We start from the raw sequence: 22,493 nt of genomic DNA on the forward strand, positions 1-22,493 counted from the left end.
TTGAATCCCTGTAATATAGGTTTTATTAACCTAAAATCACAATAATTTAAAGCTTTGGTTCTGTCTTTCTTCCAAAAGAATACTTTGTTTGATTTTTTCAAATTATAGTTGTATTATTGCTCATATCGGTTTGCCACGGGGCTGCATTCAAAGTTCTAAGTTGATATTCATTTCTTGGGTTTAATCTTTTTAGTATAATTTTCCGCATTATATCTATTCTATATTCTATATAGGTACAAAAATGTCTTTATTTTTTGACCATTCTTGCTATATTTAAAAAGCAAAATCAAAGCAAATAAGCAGGCAATGTCTTATTTTGGATTATAGACACTACTTTTGTTTAGTAATTAAAAATAGCTAATTTTCAGATGTTTAACACATAAATTATTAAAATGATTTTACAGAATGCCATTGAGGCATTTTATGTAAAAATATTTTTGTGAATGAATAATCAACTGGCAAAAGGTATTTGATGTTCAAGCACTTGGCTTACATGGCTACTACAGTAATATAAGCTACTACTATTTTAAGCAGATTCGTTAAAATAGTTAAGATCATGCCTATTATTTTAATAGGGTTTATTTAACTTACACCTAACTCAATCATGTACAATATCGGAGAACTCAATCAAAAACTTATTTCTGAGTTGCGCGAATTAGCAGAAAAATTTAAAATTAAAAGCTATAAAACGCTTTCGAAGGAAGAACTTATTTATAAAATATTAGACCAGCAAGCGCTACTACCTGTAAGGGAAGTTACTCAGAAAAAGCATACGCCAATGGCTACCCTGCAACCAAAAGAGGTATCCCCACCTTTATCACCCAAAAAAAGTTATACAAAATCTAAGGCAGTAGAAATACAAATTGACACTAATGTAGAAGATAAAAATAGTGAAGTTACCGAGTCAGCTAAATCAGGAGTGATCCAATGCGCGCCTATTTCTACTACAAAAGAGGCAAATGAATCTACCGCTTTATCTGAAAAAGGAAAAAAAGAGACAGTAGCCCAGCACAATTTAGATACTACGATTGAAGGAGAAGGTGTACTGGAAATTATGCAAGATGGCTATGGATTCTTGCGTTCATCTGACTATCATTATTTAGCTAGCCCAGATGACGTCTATGTATCTCCCTCTCAAATCAAGTTATTTAATCTAAAAACAGGTGACACCATCCGTGGAAAAATACGTCCACCGAAAGAAGGAGAAAAATATTTTGCACTTTTAAAAGTAATATATATGAATGGCGTGACGACAGAAGAGGGACGCAATCGTATTCCCTTTGAACATCTTACGCCACTTTTTCCACATAATAAGTTACATATTTCCAACGGGTCTAGCCAATATTCAACCCGTATTATGGACTTATTCTCACCTATTGGTAAGGGACAACGTGGTATGATTGTAGCCCAGCCTAAGACGGGTAAAACAGTACTATTAAAAGAGATCGCCAATGCCATTGCATCCAATCATCCAGAAGTTTATTTAATTGTTCTTTTAATTGGGGAACGTCCTGAAGAAGTGACAGATATGTCCAGAAATGTACAAGCAGAAGTGATCGCTTCGACTTTTGATGAACAAGCTGAACGGCATGTAAAAGTTTCTAATATTGTTTTAGAAAAGGCAAAGAGAATGGTAGAATGTGGTCGTGATGTAGTTATCCTCTTGGATTCTATTACCCGATTGGCTCGGGCACATAATACGGTCAGTCCCTCTTCTGGTAAAGTACTTTCTGGTGGTATTGATGCCAATGCACTGCACAAACCACAGCGATTTTTTGGTGCAGCGCGCAATGTAGAGCATGGAGGTTCATTGACCATTTTGGCTACAGCACTTATTGATACAGGATCTAAAATGGATGAAGTAATTTTTGAAGAGTTCAAGGGTACGGGTAATATGGAATTACAACTGGATCGAAAGTTAGCCAATAAGCGTATCTATCCAGCTATTGATGTGCCTGCTTCTGGAACAAGACATGAAGAGTTGTTAATAGGTAAAGAGGAATTGGCACGAATTTGGATATTACGCAACATTATGGCAGATATGAGTTCTACAGAAGCTATGGATTTCTTACTTAAAAAAATGAGGGGTACACGTAATAATGAAGAGTTTTTGGTTTCTATGAGCAATTAGTAAATATACCAGACAACAAGCTGTAAAAAATTATTAAAATCAAAGATAAGCGTTAGATTGGTATCATCAGTAGTATACTACTTTTACAACTTATTTTTCATATGGGTTTTTTACTTCACTTTATTGCTACCGTTTCAAAAAAATAGCATGAAAAAGATAAGGACCATTAAAATAATTTGGCATGAAAATATTTTATTTTTTTACCTAATTACTAGCTTATTAGTTATCGGTATTTTTCCGCTTTTTGTATGGGATAAAGTTGCGTTTTTTAAATTGCTTAAACAGTGGCACCATCCTATGGTAGATTGTATAGCGCCTTATTGTACTTGGCTGGGTGATGGGATTACCTATCTATCCTTCCTATGTATAGTCACCTTATTACATGCAACTTGTAGAAAGGCTATTGTGATAGCGGGAAGTTTTGGCATTATGTCTATGGTAGTACAATTATTAAAACGTGTTTTTTTTAGAGGTACATTAAGACCTATGGCTTTGCTTCCTGTAGATGAACCGCTACACTTAGTAGATGGGGTATCGCTACCAATAGATTTTAGTTTTCCTTCAGGTCATGCTGCTACCATCTTTTCCTTGATATCTGTACTACAGCTATTGTATAGCAGCAAAAAAAATATATATAGTCTAATTTTGTTAGGAATAGCCCTAATGGTTGTCTATTCAAGAATTTATCTTTGTCAACATTTCTATACAGATGTTTATGTAGGTGCTTGGATTGGTACAATGGCTGCTGTAATAGCATACATCTCTGTTATGGATTATAATGGGCCAAGTTGGTTGGACCGTTCTATCTATTTTTTGTTGTACACCCATGGGAAACGGTTTTCGATTAAAAAATAGCATTGTTTTTTATTTTATAGTTGGGTTTGGGTGCATTTTTGCACTCGGTATAAGAGAGATCCATCTATTTGATTTAGATGAACTCTATTTTGCCGAAATTACCAGGGAAATGATACGTACGGGAAACTATGGTCAAGTGACTTTTAATTTTGAACCACTCTATGAAAAACCACCTTTTTTCTTTTGGCTACAAGCAGTTTCTATGCATTTTTGGGGCATTAATGAGCTAGGCGCCCGTTTCCCTAATTTGGTCTGTGGACTATTAACCCTTGCAACGGTATACTACATAGGTAAGCAATACAAAGATCAATGGTTTGGGTTTTTATGGATGTGCTTGTACGCAACTACTTTTTTGCCTCATTTTTATTTTAAATCAGCCATTATAGATCCTTTTTTTAATTACTTTTTGTTATTGGCGATCTATTTTTTATCTCATAGCATCATGCCATCTAACCCATGGTTGTATGGCAGTGCAGGATTATCTATAGGTTTCGGACTATTGACCAAAGGACCTATGGCCCTGATCATACCATTGGCCACGCTAGGATTATCTTACACTTGGTTTAAGGGCAATGTGGTTTCCTTCAAATCATTGGTTAGCGCACTATTGATTGCCACAGCGGTGGTATCCTGTTGGCTTATTCCAGAGATTTGGTCTAATGGATGCACGTTTATTAAGAAATTTTGGGATTACCATCTATTGCTCTACCATCAACCAGTTTATACCCATGACCAACCTTGGTACTATCACCATCTAGTGCTTTTTTTTGGATGCTTTCCAAGTACGCTACTTGCTATATTGATTTTAAAACAAAAAAAATTCATTCAAGAGCGTTACTTTGCAGCCAATATGCAAGCTTTATTAGTGGTTGTATTGGTTATTTTCACCTTAGTTGGTACAAAAATCGTCCATTATAGTGCTATGGCCTATTTCCCTATAACATTCTTTGCAACTGATTTTTTGCACCAAAAGATCTACAATAGACAATATAGCCATTCAGCTATGGCTTTTTTAGTCATTGGCGTAATGATAGGGAGCACTTTAGCGCTTATGCCATGGATCATGTTACATAAAACCTTATGGATCAGGCTTGTACAAAATCAAACTATAAAAGACGCACTACAGGTACCGGTTATATGGAACTACTGGGATAGCATCCCAGGTATTATCTATACCATAGGTATAGCGACTGCTTACTACTTTCTTGTACAATCCCGCTTTATTCCTTTTATAAGTAACTTCGCGTTAATCAATATTTGTACATTAGCATTATTCTTGATCCGTATAGCACCTAAAGTAGAAGCTTATACTCAAAAATCCATGGTTGATTTTTGTAAAGCTTGTAAAGGAAAAAATGTATATCTTGCTACCGTTGGTTTTAAATCAGCTGCCCCTCTTTTCTATGCTGACTTACCGAAAATTTTACGGGTAACTGACATAAATTGGCTATTAGAAGGCCCTATTGATAAGCCTTGTTTTTTTATTTTATATAAAAAAGATAGTGCTATTTTAAAAGATTATTTAGATATTACTTATATAAAAAGTTCTGGATGTTTCGCATTTTACAAGCGATTGCCTAAAACATAGATTTAGCTAAATAGCTGCAATAGCCTAAAAAAATTAGAAACAAACCATCAAAGATAAACAATCGGATGTTTTTATCGAGTACTATATCTATATAAAGTAATAGACTGATCACTAATGTATATAAAAATTTGTCCTATTTTTTCAGTTCACTATATTCTTTATGAAACGGATAAATTCTGTTACATACGTTGGATATGTTTAAAACTATAAACTTGCAATTTAATTTTTGTGCTAATGTTTAGAACAATTTTTGATCATAACAGAAAGTACAAAATTTGAAGTCTATTTCCTTAAAAAGGTCGTTAAAAGTGTTTTTAAGACACTTTTAAACATATGCAGCAAACGAACAACACTCTTTTGAGAACTTTGCTAAACTTATGGCTGCATAATATCAAAAATTTAAGACAAGTGATAAAATCTAGATAACATGAAACATAAACGCGACAGAACCTTAACTTTTATATATTATGCTGAATTATATAAATAAAGTACAAGAATTTTTTATCGGATTTCTAAGTCGGTTTTATAATTGTATTTAGATCCTATTATTTTGTAACGGTTGTATTAAAGATATAAAAGGTAAAAAAACGTATAAATGTGATGTCTGTGGTGAATATTTTATAAATTTATTTATCTTCAAACTCCACAAAAGCAATCATAGAGAAAACAGATCCCATAATACTAGCCCGATATATTCAAATACGCCGAATCCTGTAGAAATCAAGATTTAATCCTACAGATATGCAAAGTGGTGAGACCGTTGTTATAGATAGTTATTGTGATTTTTGTTAAGCTTGTAGTGCTATTTTTTGTAGTTTTTGCAGTTAAGGATCCATAAAATTCATTATTTGTTGGTTTTTAAGTTTATTTTTGTTCATTTTGGATATACCATCCTCCTAAACACCTCTTAAAATAATATTAGCAGCCCTATATAAATTATAGGCTATAGCTTCCATAACATGTTGCGTATGACTTTTATCCAGTCCTATATATCTAGCTCCTGCACTACGGAACCACCTCTTAATGCTGCCAAATACTCTTGCTACTTTATAGCGCGTCTTAGATACCAATTTATTAAACTGCTTAGCAGCAGATGATAAGGGATGATTTCTACTACCTTTCTTTTGAATAGCTGATTTTAATTTTTTGTTCTTTAGTAAAGTTTCTTTAGGGAAACCGCTATAGCCTTTATCTCCATAGAGCCTACTTCCAGCGTAGTACTAACTGCCAGAACTAAACCTTCTTTACTTTCTACTAGGACATGTCTCTTATAGCCATAATAAAAATTATGACCTTTTGTGGTCCAACTAGCTTCTGGATCTACCTCTTTTTGATAACTATCAGATACGGATATAGTGCCATCTTCATGCAAATCATAGCTTTTTTACCTTTGGGACGTCTAGGAGTAGAGGTAATAGAGGCGTCAATAACGGCACCATGTTCAACTAGTACACCATTACTAGATAGCTGGTTATTAATTAGATTTAATAACTTATCTAAAGCTTTTTTTTCTGTAAGAGCAGTCCTAAATCTGCTTAATACACTATGATCTGGAACGGAATTATCCATCGATATACCACAAAACCTGCTAAAAGTAATACGATCATTTACCTCTTCTTCGACTTGGTAATCACTTAATCCGTACCACTGCTCAAGCAAGAGCATTTTAAAAAGTAATAAGGGACTATAGGCAGCCTTGCCTGACAAACGTAAGCCTTTAGGATAATAAATACGAAGTTCTTTTTCTATCGATGACCAATTAATCAGTTTATGCATTTGATCAAAGAAAGTGTGTGTACATTTGCGGCGACTAGCTGAAACATCTGATAAACTTAACTGACCGCTTACTTTTATTGACATAATAATATCATAAAATTTTTATTACAAAACCTAAACAATAAATACAAGTTAAACTTTTAATAAATTTAAAGATTACTTTTTTATCCTAAAATCTAAAAATCTATTGCAACGGTCTCATATTATTAGAAGTTTGTACTAAATTGACTCATCTTATAAACTATCGTCGCAAACACGGGCTCTAAGGGCCAACCAACTATTCAGTTTTTAAAATGAAAAGAGCTGGGGGCGGAACGTGTAAAACGGTATCTAATACCAGCACTTGAGCGACCTTATTCCAGCTCTTTAATTACGATAATCTTATAATACAAACGTACGACACTTAAATCAAAAGACCGCTCTTGATTCAGTATCATACAAAGATCATAAAACAGTAGTTGCATTATTACGGGCAGCTGGTGCTGTTACTGGCTTTAAAAACGCCAAATAAATATATGTCAGATCCTATAAATAAATCAGTCAGTACTTCTTTCATTTGTAACTTAAACAGCTATCATGATGGGAATATCAATAACCTATTGCGCTTTTAGCTATTTTTCTTGCGCTATCCTTAAATGGATAAGAACAAAGACAACAGCTCTCTCTTAAATTATTGCTATACTTTGCTATGGGTATGACACAATACACTACTCATTAGATCAAAATACAACATAGGTGAGGTGTTACTTTCTTTAAAAACATATGGATTTGATTTAAAAAAATCAATTTTTGTTTTTAAGGTGGTCTTTGGAAGATATGCCTTCAACTGACCATAAGCCAATGATTTTTTTTCAATCAATCCACCTACCAGTAATGTACACGCAGTACGCTCTAATTGCATAACCTGGACTACAGCTGATAGGTAGCTTAACAAGTCATGAGATGTTTTATAAGCAAACAGATTACAATAAAGCAGTTTTCTTTTATTATGGACCAATATGTACAAATAGTCCTCTGCCAACCAGACAAATAATTCTGCTTTATGTGCGCATTCTATTTGAAATCCTTCTATAATAGCATTAGCTTGGTGGATAATATGAAAATTGCTACCAGTATAACGTTTTCTAAACCAATCTAATACAGAAGCATTTTCTGAAAACACAACTGACATTTTTGCAAATGCATGGGTAAAAGAGATCACTTCATCATGTGGATCGACACCACAAGCAACGTGCATATAGGTACACAAATCTTTTTTGCTTAGCAGCAAGTGAGGTATAAGGGTAAATTTTTGATTCGCAATAGATAAAGTAACAGAAAACCAATTTTTTTTAATTAGAAAAAAATCTTGATTATAAAATTGCTCTAAACTTTTGATGTAGCTCGGGTGATTTTTATCCAGAGGGAGTGCATATACGCCTAGCAATAAGCATGCTTGAGTAGTCTTTTCTATACAACATACCTTAATCAAACCATAACCTATATTAATAGACAAATGGTAGTTGATACTTTTATCGAAGTCGAATTTGCTTGGATGAACAACAGCAAGAATTTTTTTTGGGAAGACTTCCATAATCAATCTTTATATGAGCTATCGTTACCTACATAAAAATAGGCCATAAAGTTGCTCCCATTTACCTCCTAACGAGTGGCTTTATATTTGACTTGTGGTTATAGTATATCTAAATTATCTGGCTATTAGGGAATAGACAGATTGGAGGATGGCTCCCTATAGTATCCTAATTTTAGTTGCTATAATAGTTACTTTTTTTTAAATGGCCACCTAAACCTAAAGTATTTAATTTTTACCGTACCCAATATAGGAGTTTTTACTTAACTTTACATAAAATGAATCACTTAAACGCGCTTATAGCATGAAAAAAATAGCTACTATTCTTTTCACATTATTGCTATTGTACTGGACCCGTAACGCACCCTTCACAACAGCTTTTACCAGCCATACACCTATGGCTATAGTTAATGAACTGGTTTTTGTAAATGTGATAAGAGATCTGGAATTGCTCAATAGTTGGTTGTGCAATAGCTATTACCCTGAAGCAACTATATCTATATTACGTCGTGAAAACCAAAAAAAAATATTAGCACTATATCAGATAGACGCACAATCTTTCAACCAAAGTACAAAATATTATCTAGAAGATTCTTCAGAAAGGGCACTTGAAGTCTATAGAAAAGTTTATCAAGCTTTAAAAGAACTTTCTATTTAGTTTTTAAATTCTTTTATATATGTGCTCCAACATTGCAATTGGTAACTATGTACGCATTAAAAATCAAGCTGCTATAGGTCAAGTAATAAGTATCCATCTACATAAGGTACTAATTGCCTTTGGGAAATTGCACTTTTATCTACCACTTCAATCTGTTGAAAACGTAACGTTTCCATCATCTATTCGAAAAAATAGATCTTTATCAAATAATCTTACGATAGACACACGATCTATGCCAGCTGATCCAATACTTGATCTACATGGTTTCAACAAAGCTCAAGCGCTATGTGCACTAGAAAAATTTCTAAATCATGCACTGCTATTAGGCCATTGTCGATTAAAAATCATCCATGGGCAAGGAAAAGGCATTTTGCGTAGTGCCGTACGGCATTACTTAAACGGCCATCCTTTGGTAAAAGGAATAACCCTACAAAGTCCTGTACACTGTATGGCCGGTATGACTATAGTTGAAATATAGTGTGTCTTTCGTTTAAACCTATTATCTTCGCATATAAATTTTTTATCTAAAATATTAAAATAGCTTTTAAAGATGACCCCTACTATTAATGACTATTCAGCAGATAATATCCAAGTCTTAGAAGGGCTAGAAGCTGTTCGCAAACGTCCTGCCATGTACATTGGGGATGTAGGCGTAAAGGGATTACATCATCTTGTGTGGGAAGTAGTAGACAACTCTATTGATGAGTCTTTAGCAGGCCACTGTACTAAAATTGGGATTATTATACACGAAAACAATGCGATTACTGTATGGGATAATGGTCGTGGCATTCCCACTGGCATGCATCTAAAAGAACAGAAATCAGCTTTGGAGGTAGTCATGACCATACTGCATGCAGGTGGTAAATTTGATAAAGGTACCTACAAAATTTCTGGCGGTTTGCATGGTGTAGGGGTTTCTTGTGTAAATGCACTATCTGCTCACTTAGCGGTTACCGTATACCGAAACGGAAAGATTTATAAGCAAGAATATGCACAAGGCGTTCCATGCTACTCTGTTAAAGAAATAGGTACTACAGCACTACGGGGCACTACCGTTCATTTTAGGCCAGATAGTTCTATTTTTACGACTACGGTCTATAACCTACATACCATTATTAATAGACTGCAAGAATTGGCCTATTTAAATGTAGGGCTAAAGATGCAACTAGAAGATCGTCGTGAACAAGACGAACAAGGTAACCCTTTTCAACAAACTTTTTACTCTGAAGGAGGCCTTCTAGAATTCGTTTCCCATCTAGAGCGCACCAAAACCTCCATTATGCCCACGCCCATCCTTATAGAAGGAGAAAAAAATAATATAGGCGTACAGGTTGCCATGACGTATAATACAGGCTATTCTGAAACAGTAGTTTCTTATGTAAATAACATTCATACGATTGAAGGAGGTATGCATGTAACTGGATTTAAAAGAGCTTTAACCCGCACTTTAAAGAACTACGCAGATAAATCTGGCTTACTAGAAAAAGCCAAAATAGAGATTATTGGAGATGACTTTCGGGAAGGACTAACTGCTGTAATTTCTGTAAAAGTAGCTGAACCTCAATTTGAAGGACAAACAAAAACCAAACTAGGGAATGCAGAAGTACAAAGTGCTGTAGAAAGCTGTGTAGCTGAAGTATTACATTACTACCTAGAAGAACATCCTAAGGAAGCAAAACTGATTGTTAACAAAGTTATTGTAGCCGCTCAAGCCCGCCAAGCTGCCCGGAAAGCACGTGAAATGGTACAACGCAAAAATGTATTAATGAGCAACAGCTTGCCTGGTAAATTAGCAGACTGTTCCGAACGAGACCCTACGCTTTGTGAACTCTTTCTGGTAGAGGGTGACTCTGCTGGTGGTACTGCTAAAATGGGTAGGAACAGAAGATTCCAAGCCATTCTTCCTTTAAAAGGTAAAATTTTGAATGTAGAAAAAGCACAAGCATATAAAATATATGATAATGAGCAAGTCAGAAATATGATCACTGCACTGGGTGTAGCGATAGGTACAGATAGTAACGAACAAGCGATTAATCTAGATAAATTACGTTACCACAAAATTGTGATTATGACTGATGCAGATGTAGATGGTAGCCACATTCGTACCCTTATTTTAACTTTTTTCTTCCGCTACATGCGGGACATTATAGAGAAAGGACATCTGTATATTGCCTCTCCTCCACTCTATCTGGTGAAACGAGATAAAGAAGAACACTATTGCTGGACAGAATCAGAAAAAGAAGAATGGGTCACACAATTTAGCCTTAAAGATGGAAAAGTTGATGCGGTATTTGTCCAGCGTTATAAAGGTTTGGGCGAGATGAATGAGATCCAACTTTGGGATACTACTATGGATCCAACACGTCGGAACCTAAGACAGGTAACTATAGCCTCTGCATTGGCGGCAGAACATCTTTTCTCTATGTTAATGGGGGATGAAGTGCCCCCTCGTAGAGAATTTATAGAACATTATGCCAAATATGCTAAATTGGATATTTAGATTTTGTTTCATCTTTATGATATGGATACTGTGCTTAGGGTCGAATATTTTATCTTTTTATAGCTTTATTAACTTAAAGTGTGTAAATTTAATATGTGTTTTAGTTTTATTTAGCGTTTTAAACGCTTTAAATTTAAAGTAAGTTATGTTTAAAAATGTGTATTGCCTATCATTAGGTGTGGTATTAGGTGCTGTATTGGGCATTTTAGTCTGCGATGATACTAAGAAGAAAATTACAAAAGCGATCCAAGGCAAGGCAAAAAAGTTATCAGGCTGCATTAAATCATTGTCTGAAGAAACGGTCCATACTATTAAAGGATAAGCTTACATAGGTTTATAGCATACCATAGAAGCAACTAAAAATTGCCATGCTTTGCTACTCTATCTGCTTTAGAACGCTTAACAATCCCTATAGTTTATGTCTAAAAAATTATCGTTATACTTGGGAACCATTTTAGGGGTACTTTTAGTATGGTGGGTTGTGTCTAATAGACAAAAAATTAAACTTAAGGGAGAGGTATATCAGGGAACAAAAGGGGCTACCCTATCTATTGTAACCAAACTCTTACTGAAGCGTTGTGTAAACAAAATAGTTCGTATACTATTGCGGTAGCTAAAAAACGATAAATAAACAAATGTCCAAAACTCATAACCTTTCTAATTGACAATGGTTTCAATGTATACGCCTGAGACAAATCAGCGCAAATTCCATTGCATTTGGCTGCCAAAAAAGGGCATACGTCCTGTATAAAAATTTTAAGCAAAGAAGGAAAGCTAGTTGATGAAGCAACCCAATCTGGAGCCCCCCCTTATTCCTTGCAGTTCAGGAAGGTATAGTGGACCGAAAAAACTGGACAAGAAATGACTTAAATTGTTGCCTATTTTAGTAGTTTTATTGTTTCATAATCGAAGTTTATCAAATAGGAAGAAACAAGGTCAAAAAATTCAGTTCAGTAAAGAAGACTAAAATAGTTTTAGATTTGTAGTAGTTGAGATTTAATCTGACAGGCAGTAAAAAATTATAGTATATAGTTGTCAGTTAAGTTTAGGTTGTCAGGTATTCTTTTAAGATACGCGATTTGATTATTTTTTTCAAGTACTAATTTTTTACTATCCTGCCAAGTTTGCATCGGAGTTTTTCCGTAACAATATTTTCCAGAATGAGGTCGCTCATGATTGTAGTGATGCAACCAGTAATCTAAATCTTCTTGCAAATCATCTAGATTGCTATAGATTTTTTACGCATGGCTGTATCAAAAAATTCCTGTTTCATAGTTTTATTAAAACGCTCACAAAATCCATTGGTTTGCGGTGAATAGGCTTTAGTAACCGTATGCTCTATACCTTCTATGCTTAAAAACAACTCAAAGGCATGATGCTCTATTTTGCCTTTATACTCAGTGCCACGATCTGTTAGAATGCGCAAGAGGGGTATGCTTTGTTCTTGATACCAAGGCAGTACTCTATCATTTAACATATCAGCAGCTGTCAAAGCTGTTTTATCAGTATAGAGTTTTGCATTAGCTACTCGAGAATAGCTATCTATAAATACCTGGGTATAAACCTTACCTATCCCTTTAAAGTTACCAACATAATAAGTATCTTGACAGCCTAAATAACCAGGGTGTTCTGTATCTATTTCTCCAAATGCTTCTTGTTCATTCTTACGTTTTTCTAATGCGGCTAGCTGGGATTCAGTTAAAACAAGACCATCTTGAGCCATTTTGGCTTCTAATGCTTTAAGACGTTTTTTTATATTATTTAAATCATTACGTAACCAGATAGACCTGACACCACCTGGAGAGACCAGTATACCTTGCTGATTTAACTCGTTTGATACCCTAAGTTGACCATAGGCTGGATAATCTATGGCCATATCTATACTGATTGTTCTATCTTAGGATCTACTCTATTAGCTAATATAGGTTTCTTGCGACTTATCTCATGTAGGGCATCCTGACCACCTAGTTCATATAAGGACTTAAAACGATAATAGCTATCTCTGCTATAACCCATGCTTTGACACGCTGATGAGATATTGCCCAACGTTTTGGCTACCTCTAATAAACCTAGTTTAGGTTTAATTATTTTTTGATGTAAGTTCATAATAATAGTCGGTATTGATATCAACACAATTTAACAATTGTCAGAGTAAATCCTAACTACTACACTGTAGTTGATTTTGCAATTGCATCTTATTTAGATCTACATTACCTTGAATACCTGGAACAGACCCTGTACTAGAATATTGCCATATTTTCCATTCTTGCCAACCATTTGGTAACTCATTTGATGATGGTGGTGTGCTTCTGTATCTAGCAATCCATAGTGGACACTTTTTAACTATATCAGGGGTGGTTTTTACATGTTGATCCCAAAAATTTTGTCTTGTGTATATGAAAGGAGTTATGTTTATCTCCTTGAGATATCCAACGCTTTCTTCTACTACGCTGCTCACTAAACTATAATCTGATCCATTGCTTTCCTCTACGTCTAACGCTATAATTCGTTCATTATTAGCTAATTTAATCTGGTCAGTTAATTTCTGTGCTGCTTGTATTTGACGTATAAAATTATTCATTTGATCCTTAGCCGAACTTGAGCCAAACCTTAGGAAGTGATAAGCACCAGGTTGAAAGCCTGCATTACATATATTTTTATAGTTTTGTATAAATTTAGGATCTTGATAGCTTTTATCTTCTGTTGCTTTAGCAATAATGAAAACTTTATTACTATTACTAGGGGTTAGTTCGTTCCAGTCAATATCTTCTTGATGATGAGATATATCTATTCCTTCTTGATATTCTATTGTTATTTTTTGTTGAGGTATCATATTGTTTTTTGGATGATGGTTGCATCCGGTTAAGGTTAAAGTAAATAATACGCTAGCCCAAACAGTAGAACGATAGTAATAAATAAATAGTTGTTGCATGGTTCCAATAGAATAACAAATTAAGTTTATATTACAAAGTTTAAATCAGTAATTTAGTAAATATTTATAATAATCTTAAGGCTGTAGGAATAGATCATTAAAGTGTAGGGTATAAAAACCGCTTTTAATTTATGTAACCATTTTAGCTTCTCGGTTCCTACTATTGATTTTTTCGATAATCGTCTTATATCCATCCAGTCAAATAGAGGTACATTTAGTCCCATAATGTCAAAAATTACAAATTAAGGATCATACCATCCATCTATTACACTCATCTCGTTCTATGAAAAAAATCATCTGTAGTGTGATATATTTCTATTAATTTTGATAGATTTATGGTTGGCTACTTTTTTATCCAGCTCATCACCCATTCAGGTATATAACATTAATGACGCAAAGACCTACATTCGATCATATTTTTATGTCGCTTGCCATGCACTTGGCGGAACGCTCCCATTGTGTTAAAAAAAAGGTAGGCGTTGTATTAACAAAAGAGACCCGAATTATTTCCACAGGATACAATGGTCCTCCAGAAGGTACCTATAATTGCGATGAGATATGGCCTAAAACAGGTTGTGCTAGGAATATAAAAGGGAGTTGTTCTTTGACCATTCATGCAGAACAAAATGCTATTCTTTATGCATTAACCCATCATATCAATGTAAGGGATGGTGTGCTTTATACAACTCTTGCGCCTTGTCTATCGTGTGCGCGTATGATATTTAGTGTAGGTATTAAAAAGGTAATATATAAAGATGCTTACGCAGCCTATAAAAATTTGGATGATGAAGAGGGATTAAATTTTTTAGATACATTTGGTGTCCTCTTAGAGGGATATGACCCATATAAAATATAATGAATTACCCTAATAAGCTTTGGTAAAACTGGCGCTCGAGGATGTTGGAGCGGATGAAAAAAACAAGCCGAGTATCGCGCTGCTGCAACCACTTTACCCTTGTTCCTTTCCAGGCCTGGGGGATTTAGTAGGAGCTAGCCGTACCGGCTTGCCATAGTAAATTTAATACTTTTTATTGAAATCAAAAAAATGTTGGAGCGAAATAAGTGAATCCTGTTGTAATTTTTTAGCTGGTTAAGAATAGAAGGGCTTATATGAGCCCTTCTATGGTCGCAATAAATGTCGGCCCCATAGGCCATTTCATTACAAAAAAAGGCCTATATATTTACCATTGAAAAGATTAATCGATCTAGCTATTCTTCTAATAATTTATTTGTGTAATTTTTTATAAACCCAGCTAGCCATTCCCCTTCTAGCAACCCTTGTGCCAGTAGGGCCAATTGATAGCTCTGTTTTACCAGTGCTTTTTGAACAGTTTGGTCAGTAGTAGCCAAGATTTTTTTTGCCAAAGGATGGTTCCCGTTAATGGCTACATGCATAGAGCGAAAATGCTTTTGTTTCGCTTCATCTCCTTGTGCAAATTGGGTCATACGCTTCAAATGCTCCGAAGTAATAAAAGCCACAGGCAACTCCTCTGGTAGCATAGATGCGACCTTCCAAGTAGTTTGTTCTGCACCAATCGTTTTTTCATAAATAGACTGTAAGCTTTCACTTTCTTCTTTTGTAAGCCTATGTTCCGTGACCTCTTCTTTTTCAATTAGGTTACCGATGGTATCGGTGTCAATTGCTTTGAGTTTGACTTTATCAAGTTTATATTCCACAAAATTGATAAAGTTGGTGTCAATGGGGCTATTTAGGACCAATACATCATATCCCTTTTGTTGTGCTGATTGTACGTAGACAGCATGTTTTTTAGGGTCTGTTGTATAGAGCAAAACCAAATTTTCATTTTTATCAGTTTGATTTTTAGCCATTGCATCTTTGTATTCAGCTATCGTATAGTAATGGCCAGTTGTGTTTTGCAAGAGAACTATTTCTCGTATCCTTTCATCAAATTTAGGATCGGTTATCATACCATACTTGATAAAAAGGGAGATATCATTCCATTTAGCTTCATACCCTTTACGATCTTGTTGAAAAAGAGCTTCTAACTTCTCGGCTACCTTTTTAGCAATGTATGTATTAATTTTTTTTACATTACCATCTGCTTGTAGCGCGCTTCTAGATACATTTAGCGGTATATCTGGTGAATCGATAATACCATGTAACAACCGTAAAAAGTCAGGAATAACTTCTTTTACATCATTGGTAATAAACACTTGTCTTGCATAAAGTTGAATGGTTTCTTTTTGCTCAAAGTAGTTGGCTACTTTAGGAAAATAGAGTATACCTGTTAAAGTAAATGGATAGTCAATACTTAAATGGATCCAAAAAAGTGGATCTTCTGCAAAAGGATAGAGCTCTTTATAAAATTTAAGATAGTCTTCAGATTGTAAATCTGCTGGCCGTTTGGTCCATAGTGGCATGGGATCATTGATCACCTTTTGATCAAATACGATTTCTATGGGTAAAAAGCGACAATGTTTATCTAAAATAGCTTGAATACGTTCTGGCTTCAAAAATTCTTCCGAATCTTCTGCAAGATGCAAAATTACTTCTGTACCTACTTCACTTTTTTCAGTAGAATATATTTCAAAATTGGTGCTACCATCACAGCTCCAATGGGTTGCTTCGGCTCCTACTCCTACTTGATAAGATTTTGTAATAATTTCAACTTTTTTAGCTACCATAAAAGCTGAGTAAAAACCCAATCCAAAAAAACCAATCAATTGATTTTCTCCTACTTTGTCTTTGTATTTTTCTACAAATGCAGTCGCACCCGAGAAAGCAATTTGGTTGATATATTCTTTGATTTCATCAGCTGTCATACCTAATCCATGGTCTTTAATGGTCAGTGTTTTGGCCGATGCATCAAGTAGTACTTCTACTTGTAGCTTATCGGTAGCCCCCTCGTAAAGGCCCATAGCCCCTAACTTTTTAAGTTTTTGTACCGCATCTACACCATTGGCTACCAATTCCCTCAAAAAAATGTCTTGATCAGAATAAAGAAATTTTTTAATAATTGGAAAGATATGTTCAGTATGTACCGATATAGTTCCTTTTTCATTCATGCTTGCTATTAATTTAAGTTAAATGTATTTATGCTGTATTCTGTCATATTGGTACCTGGCCAACCATTTACAATAGGTATCTAAAGGGTAGACTTTTATGCAACTATATTGGTTATGAATTTATTGGCTGATGGCCCAAGTTTTGCCATATGGGATTCCATATGTATGGACCAAAACCATAAACTTATATCCATATTTTACTATATAGTTGGAACAGTATGGATGTTGATTATCCAACAAAAACTATGCCACTTGATTTAAAATAAGGCTTTTAGATAGTTTATCCCATAGTGGCATAAAAGCATTTTATATATATTTTTTGATATGGGTAATAAGCTCTATTCCTTTTTCCCAAAGTTCAGGTTATTATAAACTATAATCAGGAACGGATGTGCCTAATTTTAAAGTGTTGAACCATTTCTTTACTCTAGATCATTATTAAAAAATATTCTAATCCAGCATTGACGTTAATAATAAAAAAACATTTTACACAATCTTATAGAAAGACCCGTTACGTTATATATTATATAATTTATGTATAAATATAACTCTATATGACAGAATCATTTATCAATATCCGCTACCCTTTTTTTGATTTTTAAAATAAAATCTTGATTATATAAATCATACCATCTCTATAGTAGGTTATACTCTTTGGTGCTGTCGCATCTGTATTTAATTTTGTATAATTCTCTCCCTTGTTTTGAATTTTGGATATTATGCGGCCATAAGTTTAGCAAAGTTCTCAAAAGTAGATGCTTGTTTTTTAGATCCGATTAGTTGTCNTTTTTGAATNATTCTAATATTTTCTATTCCTGTAATGGTAATGTTAGCCGAATGGAAACNCTTAAATCCCAACATAGGNTTTATCCGTTTTTTGATAAACCTGTGATCTTGTTNGACTCTATTATTTAAGTATTTGTTTTGAAATATTTGAATCTTATGATCTTGATCTATTTCTGTATTTAAAGTATCAAGTGCAGATTTATTGCTACCGTTTTTGTCAACTACCACTTTGGATGGAGTGTTATTATCTTTGATAGCCTTACGAAAAAAAGAAAGAGCTGTAGACTTGTCTCTACGTTCACTTAGAAAAAAATCAACTGTATCTCCATAACGATCTACTGCTCTATATAAATAAATCTACTTACCATTTAGTCTGACGTAAGTTTCATCCATTCTCCAGCTACTACCAACTGGGCGTTTTCTTTTTCTTACTTCTTGATCTATAAGGGGAATAAACTTAATGACCCACCTTTGTAAAGTAGCATGATCAATCTTTGCGCCTCTCATACGCATCATCTCTTCCAAGTCTCTATAGCTTAAAGAAAAACGACATTTCATGTAGACAAATCACAAGATTAACTCCTGTGAAGAACAAAATCCTTTAAAATATGGAAATAATTTTGGTGTAATACTAAACATTTTAGTCAATTTTTAACTAAAATTACTAAAATAACCGGATCCCTTAAAACAAACGCGACAGAACCATTTTTTTTGTCCTAATTTTTCAGTCTACTGTATTACGAACCATTTGTCAAATTGTGTTTAGTTAAAAATTCTATTATCAAAGCTATGGCTTTTTTGTTTTGAAATAGCGTTGTACCATATTGCACTTTATAGTCAGATAACATCAGCATTAGATTCCAACAATGGAGTTGATCCTTAGCAATATGGGTTGCTATATTCTTGGCATAAACAGGGTCATTACCAGAATTCGAAATATTTTCAAAGCTAGGTCCTCTACATAATTGACTTTTTATGGAGATCAGTATGTCGTGTGCACCATGCTTGTCTTGAGTAGCCAATAATGCATAATGTTCATTCAGTTGCTGTACTTGCCTTTCATGGGCTTCTTCATAATCGAAATATTCACATAGATTAGAAAGATAACCGCCTATAAGGAGTATAGGGATATGGTGGGTTTCTTTGTCGTTCTTATTTTCACGTATGAATTTTTTAATATGTGCAATGCATGTACTATTGCTACGCATATCGCTTAACCCTTTGAACAAAAATTTAGTAAATTTGTTGATGCAAAACCCGTTGAGTAACCAAGCGGCTAACTGCATATTGACTTGTGAGGTGTCCGGATGGCCTATAGCATTTAATCCTGGTTTTGCCTTTGTTGTAAACGCCTTTACATCAGCTACCTTATTGTCAAGTGCTTCTGTGCCACACAGCGGTGCATGAGCAGTAATTACAGCAGTAATGTTAAGCTCATTACTATAGTTGGCTGCCAATATACAACCAACTAATCCACCCTGGCTATAGCCAAATATACTGATCTGTAAATCCTGAAGTGCTTCTTCAGCATATTGCGGATAGGTATTACGTATTGTTCTTTTTATTTCTTCAGCAACTTGTTTGCTTTGCGTCTCAATGGATAGATAGGCTGATTTTAGCCCTTCTCTACATTTTGGCTGAATGATTAAAATATCTTCTCTAAATACTTTCGCTGCTACTTCCTTGATCTTATCATTTTCAGAGGCATCCATGTTAAGACCATGTAACAACACCAGTACAAATTTAGGCAAAGGTTCAGGCAAAAGGACCACTGTTGCGGAATGATTTGGATTGGGTTGTCTTTGTCGGGTTAAATAGCCTCCCATTTCCATTCGATGGTATTGCTGACAGTTGGCCAATGTGTAAGCTACCACCCAATAAAGGTATTTTTTGATAGAGTATGGTACGATAGGTTGCATTAAAAATGATTTAGGTGGATGGATTGGTTTAGACCCAACCCATGACTATGGTATTTAAATAAATTTTCCCAAATTTCCCTATCGAATCGCGGTATTATTTAGGTAGCATTTGAAAATACTACCGATCCTTGGTAGTAACAAATGAGAATGGGCTGATCTTTGCTGACCTGTCTAGATAGTAATGCTTTAGATAAACCATTAAGTATAATGCGCTGCATCAAGCGCTTTAGCGGCCTTGCGCCAAACTGCAAGCTATATCCTTCTTCTGCTAGGTAGTCTATAAGTGGCTCATCCATCTGGATGACTATGCCATTCTTTAGTAGGTCTGCTTTAAGCTTTTCTACTTGAATATGCACAACATCCTTAATAACCCCTTTAGAAAGGGGATTAAACATGATAATTTCATCGATCCGATTTAAAAACTCTGGACGCATTTGGCTTTGCAGCAATTGTAGGACCGCTGTCTTGGTCTCTTCTAAACTTTCTTTAGAAGGCAAATCTTCAATACCAGCAAACCCACTTTGAATAAGATGTGCACCTATATTACTCGTCATAATGATAATGGTATTTCTAAAATTTGCCGTTCTGCCCTTATTATCAGTTAGTCTACCATCATCCAATACTTGCAATAGAATATTAAAGACATCGGGATGTGCTTTTTCTATTTCATCCAATAAAATTACAGAGTAGGGCTTGGTACGTACTGCTTCTGTAAGTTGCCCTCCTTCATCGTATCCTATGTAGCCTGGTGGTGCACCAATCAACCGACTAACTGCATGTTTTTCCTGGTATTCTGACATATCTATACGAATCATAGCCTGTTCATCGTTGAATAAAAATTGTGCCAGTGCTTTAGCCAGTTCAGTTTTACCTACACCAGTAGTACCTAAAAAGATAAAAGAACCAATAGGCTTACGAGGATCTTGTAATTCAGCACGGCTTCTACGTACTGCTTCAGCAATAACCTGAATAGCTTCTGCTTGACCGGCAACGCTTTTGGCCAGGACAGCCTCTAACTGTAGTAGTTTTTCGCGTTCATCTTGTAGCATTTTAGAAACAGGAATACCGGTCCTTTGCGCTATAATTTCAGCAATATCCTCTTGTGTGACTTCTTCTTTAAAAAGTGGGCTAGTCTCACGAAGTGCTTCTATCTTTTCTTGTAAAGCCTTGAGTTTTTTTTCTGCTTCTATAAGCTTTCCATATCGAATTTCTGCAACCTTACCATAGTCAAAATTTCGCTCAGCTTGTTCAGCATCCAAACGCAATTGTTCAATTTGTTTTTTCTGTGTACGAATACCCTCCACAATAGACTTATCATTTTCCCATTTTGCTTTGAGGGTTTGGTTTTTTTCATTTAGCTCCTCAATGGTTTTAGACAACTCTTCCAATTTTGCAGTGTCTTTTTCTTTTCGAATTGCCTCTCTTTCAATTTCTAATTCGGTAATTTTTCGTTGTATTTGGTCTAAGTCTACAGGAACAGCATCCAAATCAATTCGCTTTTTAGCAGCTGCTTCATCCATTACATCTATCGCTTTATCAGGCAGAAAACCTGGTAAATAACGGTCAGATAGGCGTACAGTTCCGATTACTGCATTGTCTTTAATGTGTACACCATGATGGAGCTCATATTTGGGCTTTATGCCTCGTATAATAGAAACTGCATGTTCTTGGCTGGGTTCATCTACCATTACGACTTGAAACCTTCTTTCTAGGGCTTTGTCTTTCTCTATATACTTTTGGTATTCCTTTAGCGTAGTGGCACCAATAGCGTGTAGTTCTCCACGCGCAAGCGCTGGTTTAAGTAGATTCGCTGCATCCATGGCCCCTTCTCCAGAGGCACCTGCCCCAATAAGCATGTGGATTTCATCGATAAAAAGAATAAACTCCCCGTTGGAATCCACGACTTCTTTAATGACGGATTTAAGCCGTTCTTCAAACTCGCCTTTGTATTTGGCACCAGCAATCAAAAGACCTAGGTCTAATGCAAAAATAACCTTAGATTTGATGTTTTCAGGCACGTCACCAGCTACAATTCTTTGCGCCAGTCCTTCTACAATAGCTGTTTTACCTACACCTGGCTCTCCAATTAATAGGGGATTACTTTTCGTTCTACGTGAAATAATTTGTACCGTTCTTCGCGATTCTTCATCACGTCCAATCACTGGATCTATTTTGCCTTCTTTAACCAATTGATTTAAGTTTTTTGCGTAACGTTCCAATGATCTATACTTAGACTCTGCACTAGGATCGGTAACCTTATGGGTACCCCGTAAGGCTTGAATCGCTTGTAGCAACGGAGCTTCTTCTATGCCGTGCTTTTTCATTAATGTTGCCGTTTGATCTTTACCTGAACAAAGACTTAACAGTAAATGGTCTACTGCGACAAAGTCATCGCCTAATTTTTTCTTGTAACTTTCTGCTTCACGAAGGGTAACATCCATATTGGGTGATAAATAGGGCTGCTGACCAGATGCTTTTGGATAGGTTTGGATGAGTTTATCTAATGCTTCTTCTAAAGGCGTTAAGGCAACTTGAAGTTGCTTAATAAGAAAGGTAACATGTGTTTCATTGCTGATTAAAATGGCCTTGAGTAAGTGACCATTTTCGATCGTAAGTTGTTGGTTTTTTTCCGCTACTTCTATAGCGCTTTGTATTGCTTCTTGTGCTTTAATAGTGTACTTTCTAGGGTCCATAATGTTTCTTATTTATCATTATTTAACGCTTTGGTGTTAAATATAGCATTTTTTTGTA

15 protein-coding genes and 3 pseudogenes are annotated in these 22,493 nt (G+C 35.1%); 10 read left to right on the top strand and 8 right to left on the bottom strand.

Annotation, left to right across the window (positions count from 1 at the left end; all coding sequences use genetic code 11):
* Positions 1-604: 604 nt before the first annotated feature.
* The 3 genes from rho (at position 605) to AL022_RS02380 (ending at position 4,574) form a co-directional block, all read left to right on the top strand.
* The gene (rho, locus tag AL022_RS02370) at positions 605-2,131 is read left to right on the top strand and encodes a transcription termination factor Rho (protein ID WP_014934661.1); all 1,527 of its coding nucleotides are present in this window, start codon (positions 605-607) and stop codon (positions 2,129-2,131) included.
* A gap of 147 nt (positions 2,132-2,278) precedes the next feature.
* Entirely contained in the window at positions 2,279-2,986 is a 708-nt protein-coding gene (locus AL022_RS02375) for a phosphatase PAP2 family protein (RefSeq protein WP_014934662.1), read from the top strand.
* The gene (locus tag AL022_RS02380; protein WP_041546104.1) at positions 2,958-4,574 is read left to right on the top strand and encodes an ArnT family glycosyltransferase; all 1,617 of its coding nucleotides are present in this window, start codon (positions 2,958-2,960) and stop codon (positions 4,572-4,574) included. The genes AL022_RS02375 and AL022_RS02380 overlap by 29 nt, the downstream gene beginning before the upstream one ends.
* 896 nt (positions 4,575-5,470) lie before the next feature.
* Here AL022_RS02380 and AL022_RS04260 read toward each other — a convergent pair.
* Together AL022_RS04260 and AL022_RS02400 are read right to left on the bottom strand one after the other, a co-directional pair.
* A pseudogene (locus AL022_RS04260) lies at positions 5,471-6,434 on the bottom strand (IS5 family transposase).
* A gap of 592 nt (positions 6,435-7,026) precedes the next feature.
* The gene (locus tag AL022_RS02400) at positions 7,027-7,923 is read right to left on the bottom strand and encodes a DUF3822 family protein (RefSeq protein ID WP_014934668.1); all 897 of its coding nucleotides are present in this window, start codon (positions 7,921-7,923) and stop codon (positions 7,027-7,029) included.
* 301 nt (positions 7,924-8,224) lie between these two features.
* Between AL022_RS02400 and AL022_RS02405 the strand changes: the two genes are divergently transcribed.
* The 6 genes from AL022_RS02405 (at position 8,225) to AL022_RS04675 (ending at position 11,915) form a co-directional block, all read left to right on the top strand.
* A complete protein-coding gene (locus tag AL022_RS02405) occupies positions 8,225-8,578 on the top strand; it encodes a DUF4296 domain-containing protein (RefSeq protein ID WP_014934669.1) in 354 nt (117 codons plus the stop codon).
* A 19-nt stretch (positions 8,579-8,597) separates the two neighbouring features.
* The gene (locus AL022_RS02410; protein WP_014934670.1) at positions 8,598-9,056 is read left to right on the top strand and encodes a Smr/MutS family protein; all 459 of its coding nucleotides are present in this window, start codon (positions 8,598-8,600) and stop codon (positions 9,054-9,056) included.
* Between the two features lie 72 nt (positions 9,057-9,128).
* The gene (gyrB, locus tag AL022_RS02415) at positions 9,129-11,078 is read left to right on the top strand and encodes a DNA topoisomerase (ATP-hydrolyzing) subunit B (RefSeq protein WP_014934671.1); all 1,950 of its coding nucleotides are present in this window, start codon (positions 9,129-9,131) and stop codon (positions 11,076-11,078) included.
* Between the two features lie 145 nt (positions 11,079-11,223).
* Complete coding sequence (locus AL022_RS04505) at positions 11,224-11,400, top strand: hypothetical protein (protein ID WP_014934673.1); 177 nt, start codon at positions 11,224-11,226, stop codon at positions 11,398-11,400.
* Positions 11,401-11,496: 96 nt separating this feature from the next.
* On the top strand, positions 11,497-11,691 hold the full coding sequence (locus AL022_RS02420) for a hypothetical protein (RefSeq protein WP_014934674.1): 195 nt from the start codon (positions 11,497-11,499) through the stop codon (positions 11,689-11,691).
* Between the two features lie 98 nt (positions 11,692-11,789).
* The gene (locus AL022_RS04675; RefSeq protein WP_014934675.1) at positions 11,790-11,915 is read left to right on the top strand and encodes a hypothetical protein; all 126 of its coding nucleotides are present in this window, start codon (positions 11,790-11,792) and stop codon (positions 11,913-11,915) included.
* Between the two features lie 182 nt (positions 11,916-12,097).
* Here the strand turns inward: AL022_RS04675 and AL022_RS02425 are convergent.
* A pseudogene (locus tag AL022_RS02425) lies at positions 12,098-13,184 on the bottom strand (IS481 family transposase).
* Between the two features lie 52 nt (positions 13,185-13,236).
* Entirely contained in the window at positions 13,237-14,010 is a 774-nt protein-coding gene (locus AL022_RS02430; protein ID WP_014934679.1) for a glycoside hydrolase family 25 protein, read from the bottom strand.
* A 388-nt stretch (positions 14,011-14,398) separates the two neighbouring features.
* On the opposite strand from AL022_RS02430, the gene AL022_RS02435 reads away from it, so the two are divergent.
* A complete protein-coding gene (locus tag AL022_RS02435) occupies positions 14,399-14,866 on the top strand; it encodes a deoxycytidylate deaminase (protein WP_014934680.1) in 468 nt (155 codons plus the stop codon).
* Between the two features lie 353 nt (positions 14,867-15,219).
* Here the strand turns inward: AL022_RS02435 and htpG are convergent, their stop codons facing one another.
* From htpG to AL022_RS02455, 4 genes and pseudogenes are all read right to left on the bottom strand, one after another.
* Complete coding sequence (gene htpG, locus AL022_RS02440; protein WP_014934681.1) at positions 15,220-17,037, bottom strand: molecular chaperone HtpG; 1,818 nt, start codon at positions 17,035-17,037, stop codon at positions 15,220-15,222.
* A gap of 717 nt (positions 17,038-17,754) precedes the next feature.
* A pseudogene (locus AL022_RS04265) lies at positions 17,755-18,381 on the bottom strand (IS6 family transposase).
* 179 nt (positions 18,382-18,560) lie between these two features.
* Positions 18,561-19,655, bottom strand: a complete 1,095-nt coding sequence (locus AL022_RS02450) for a hypothetical protein (RefSeq protein ID WP_148269043.1) — start codon at positions 19,653-19,655, stop codon at positions 18,561-18,563.
* Positions 19,656-19,840: 185 nt separating this feature from the next.
* Positions 19,841-22,435: an ATP-dependent Clp protease ATP-binding subunit gene (locus tag AL022_RS02455; RefSeq protein WP_014934686.1), complete on the bottom strand. Its 2,595-nt coding sequence runs from the start codon at positions 22,433-22,435 to the stop codon at positions 19,841-19,843.
* Positions 22,436-22,493 lie beyond the last annotated feature (58 nt).

The organism is Cardinium endosymbiont cEper1 of Encarsia pergandiella, from assembly GCF_000304455.1.
GTDB lineage: Bacteria > Bacteroidota > Bacteroidia > Cytophagales > Amoebophilaceae > Cardinium.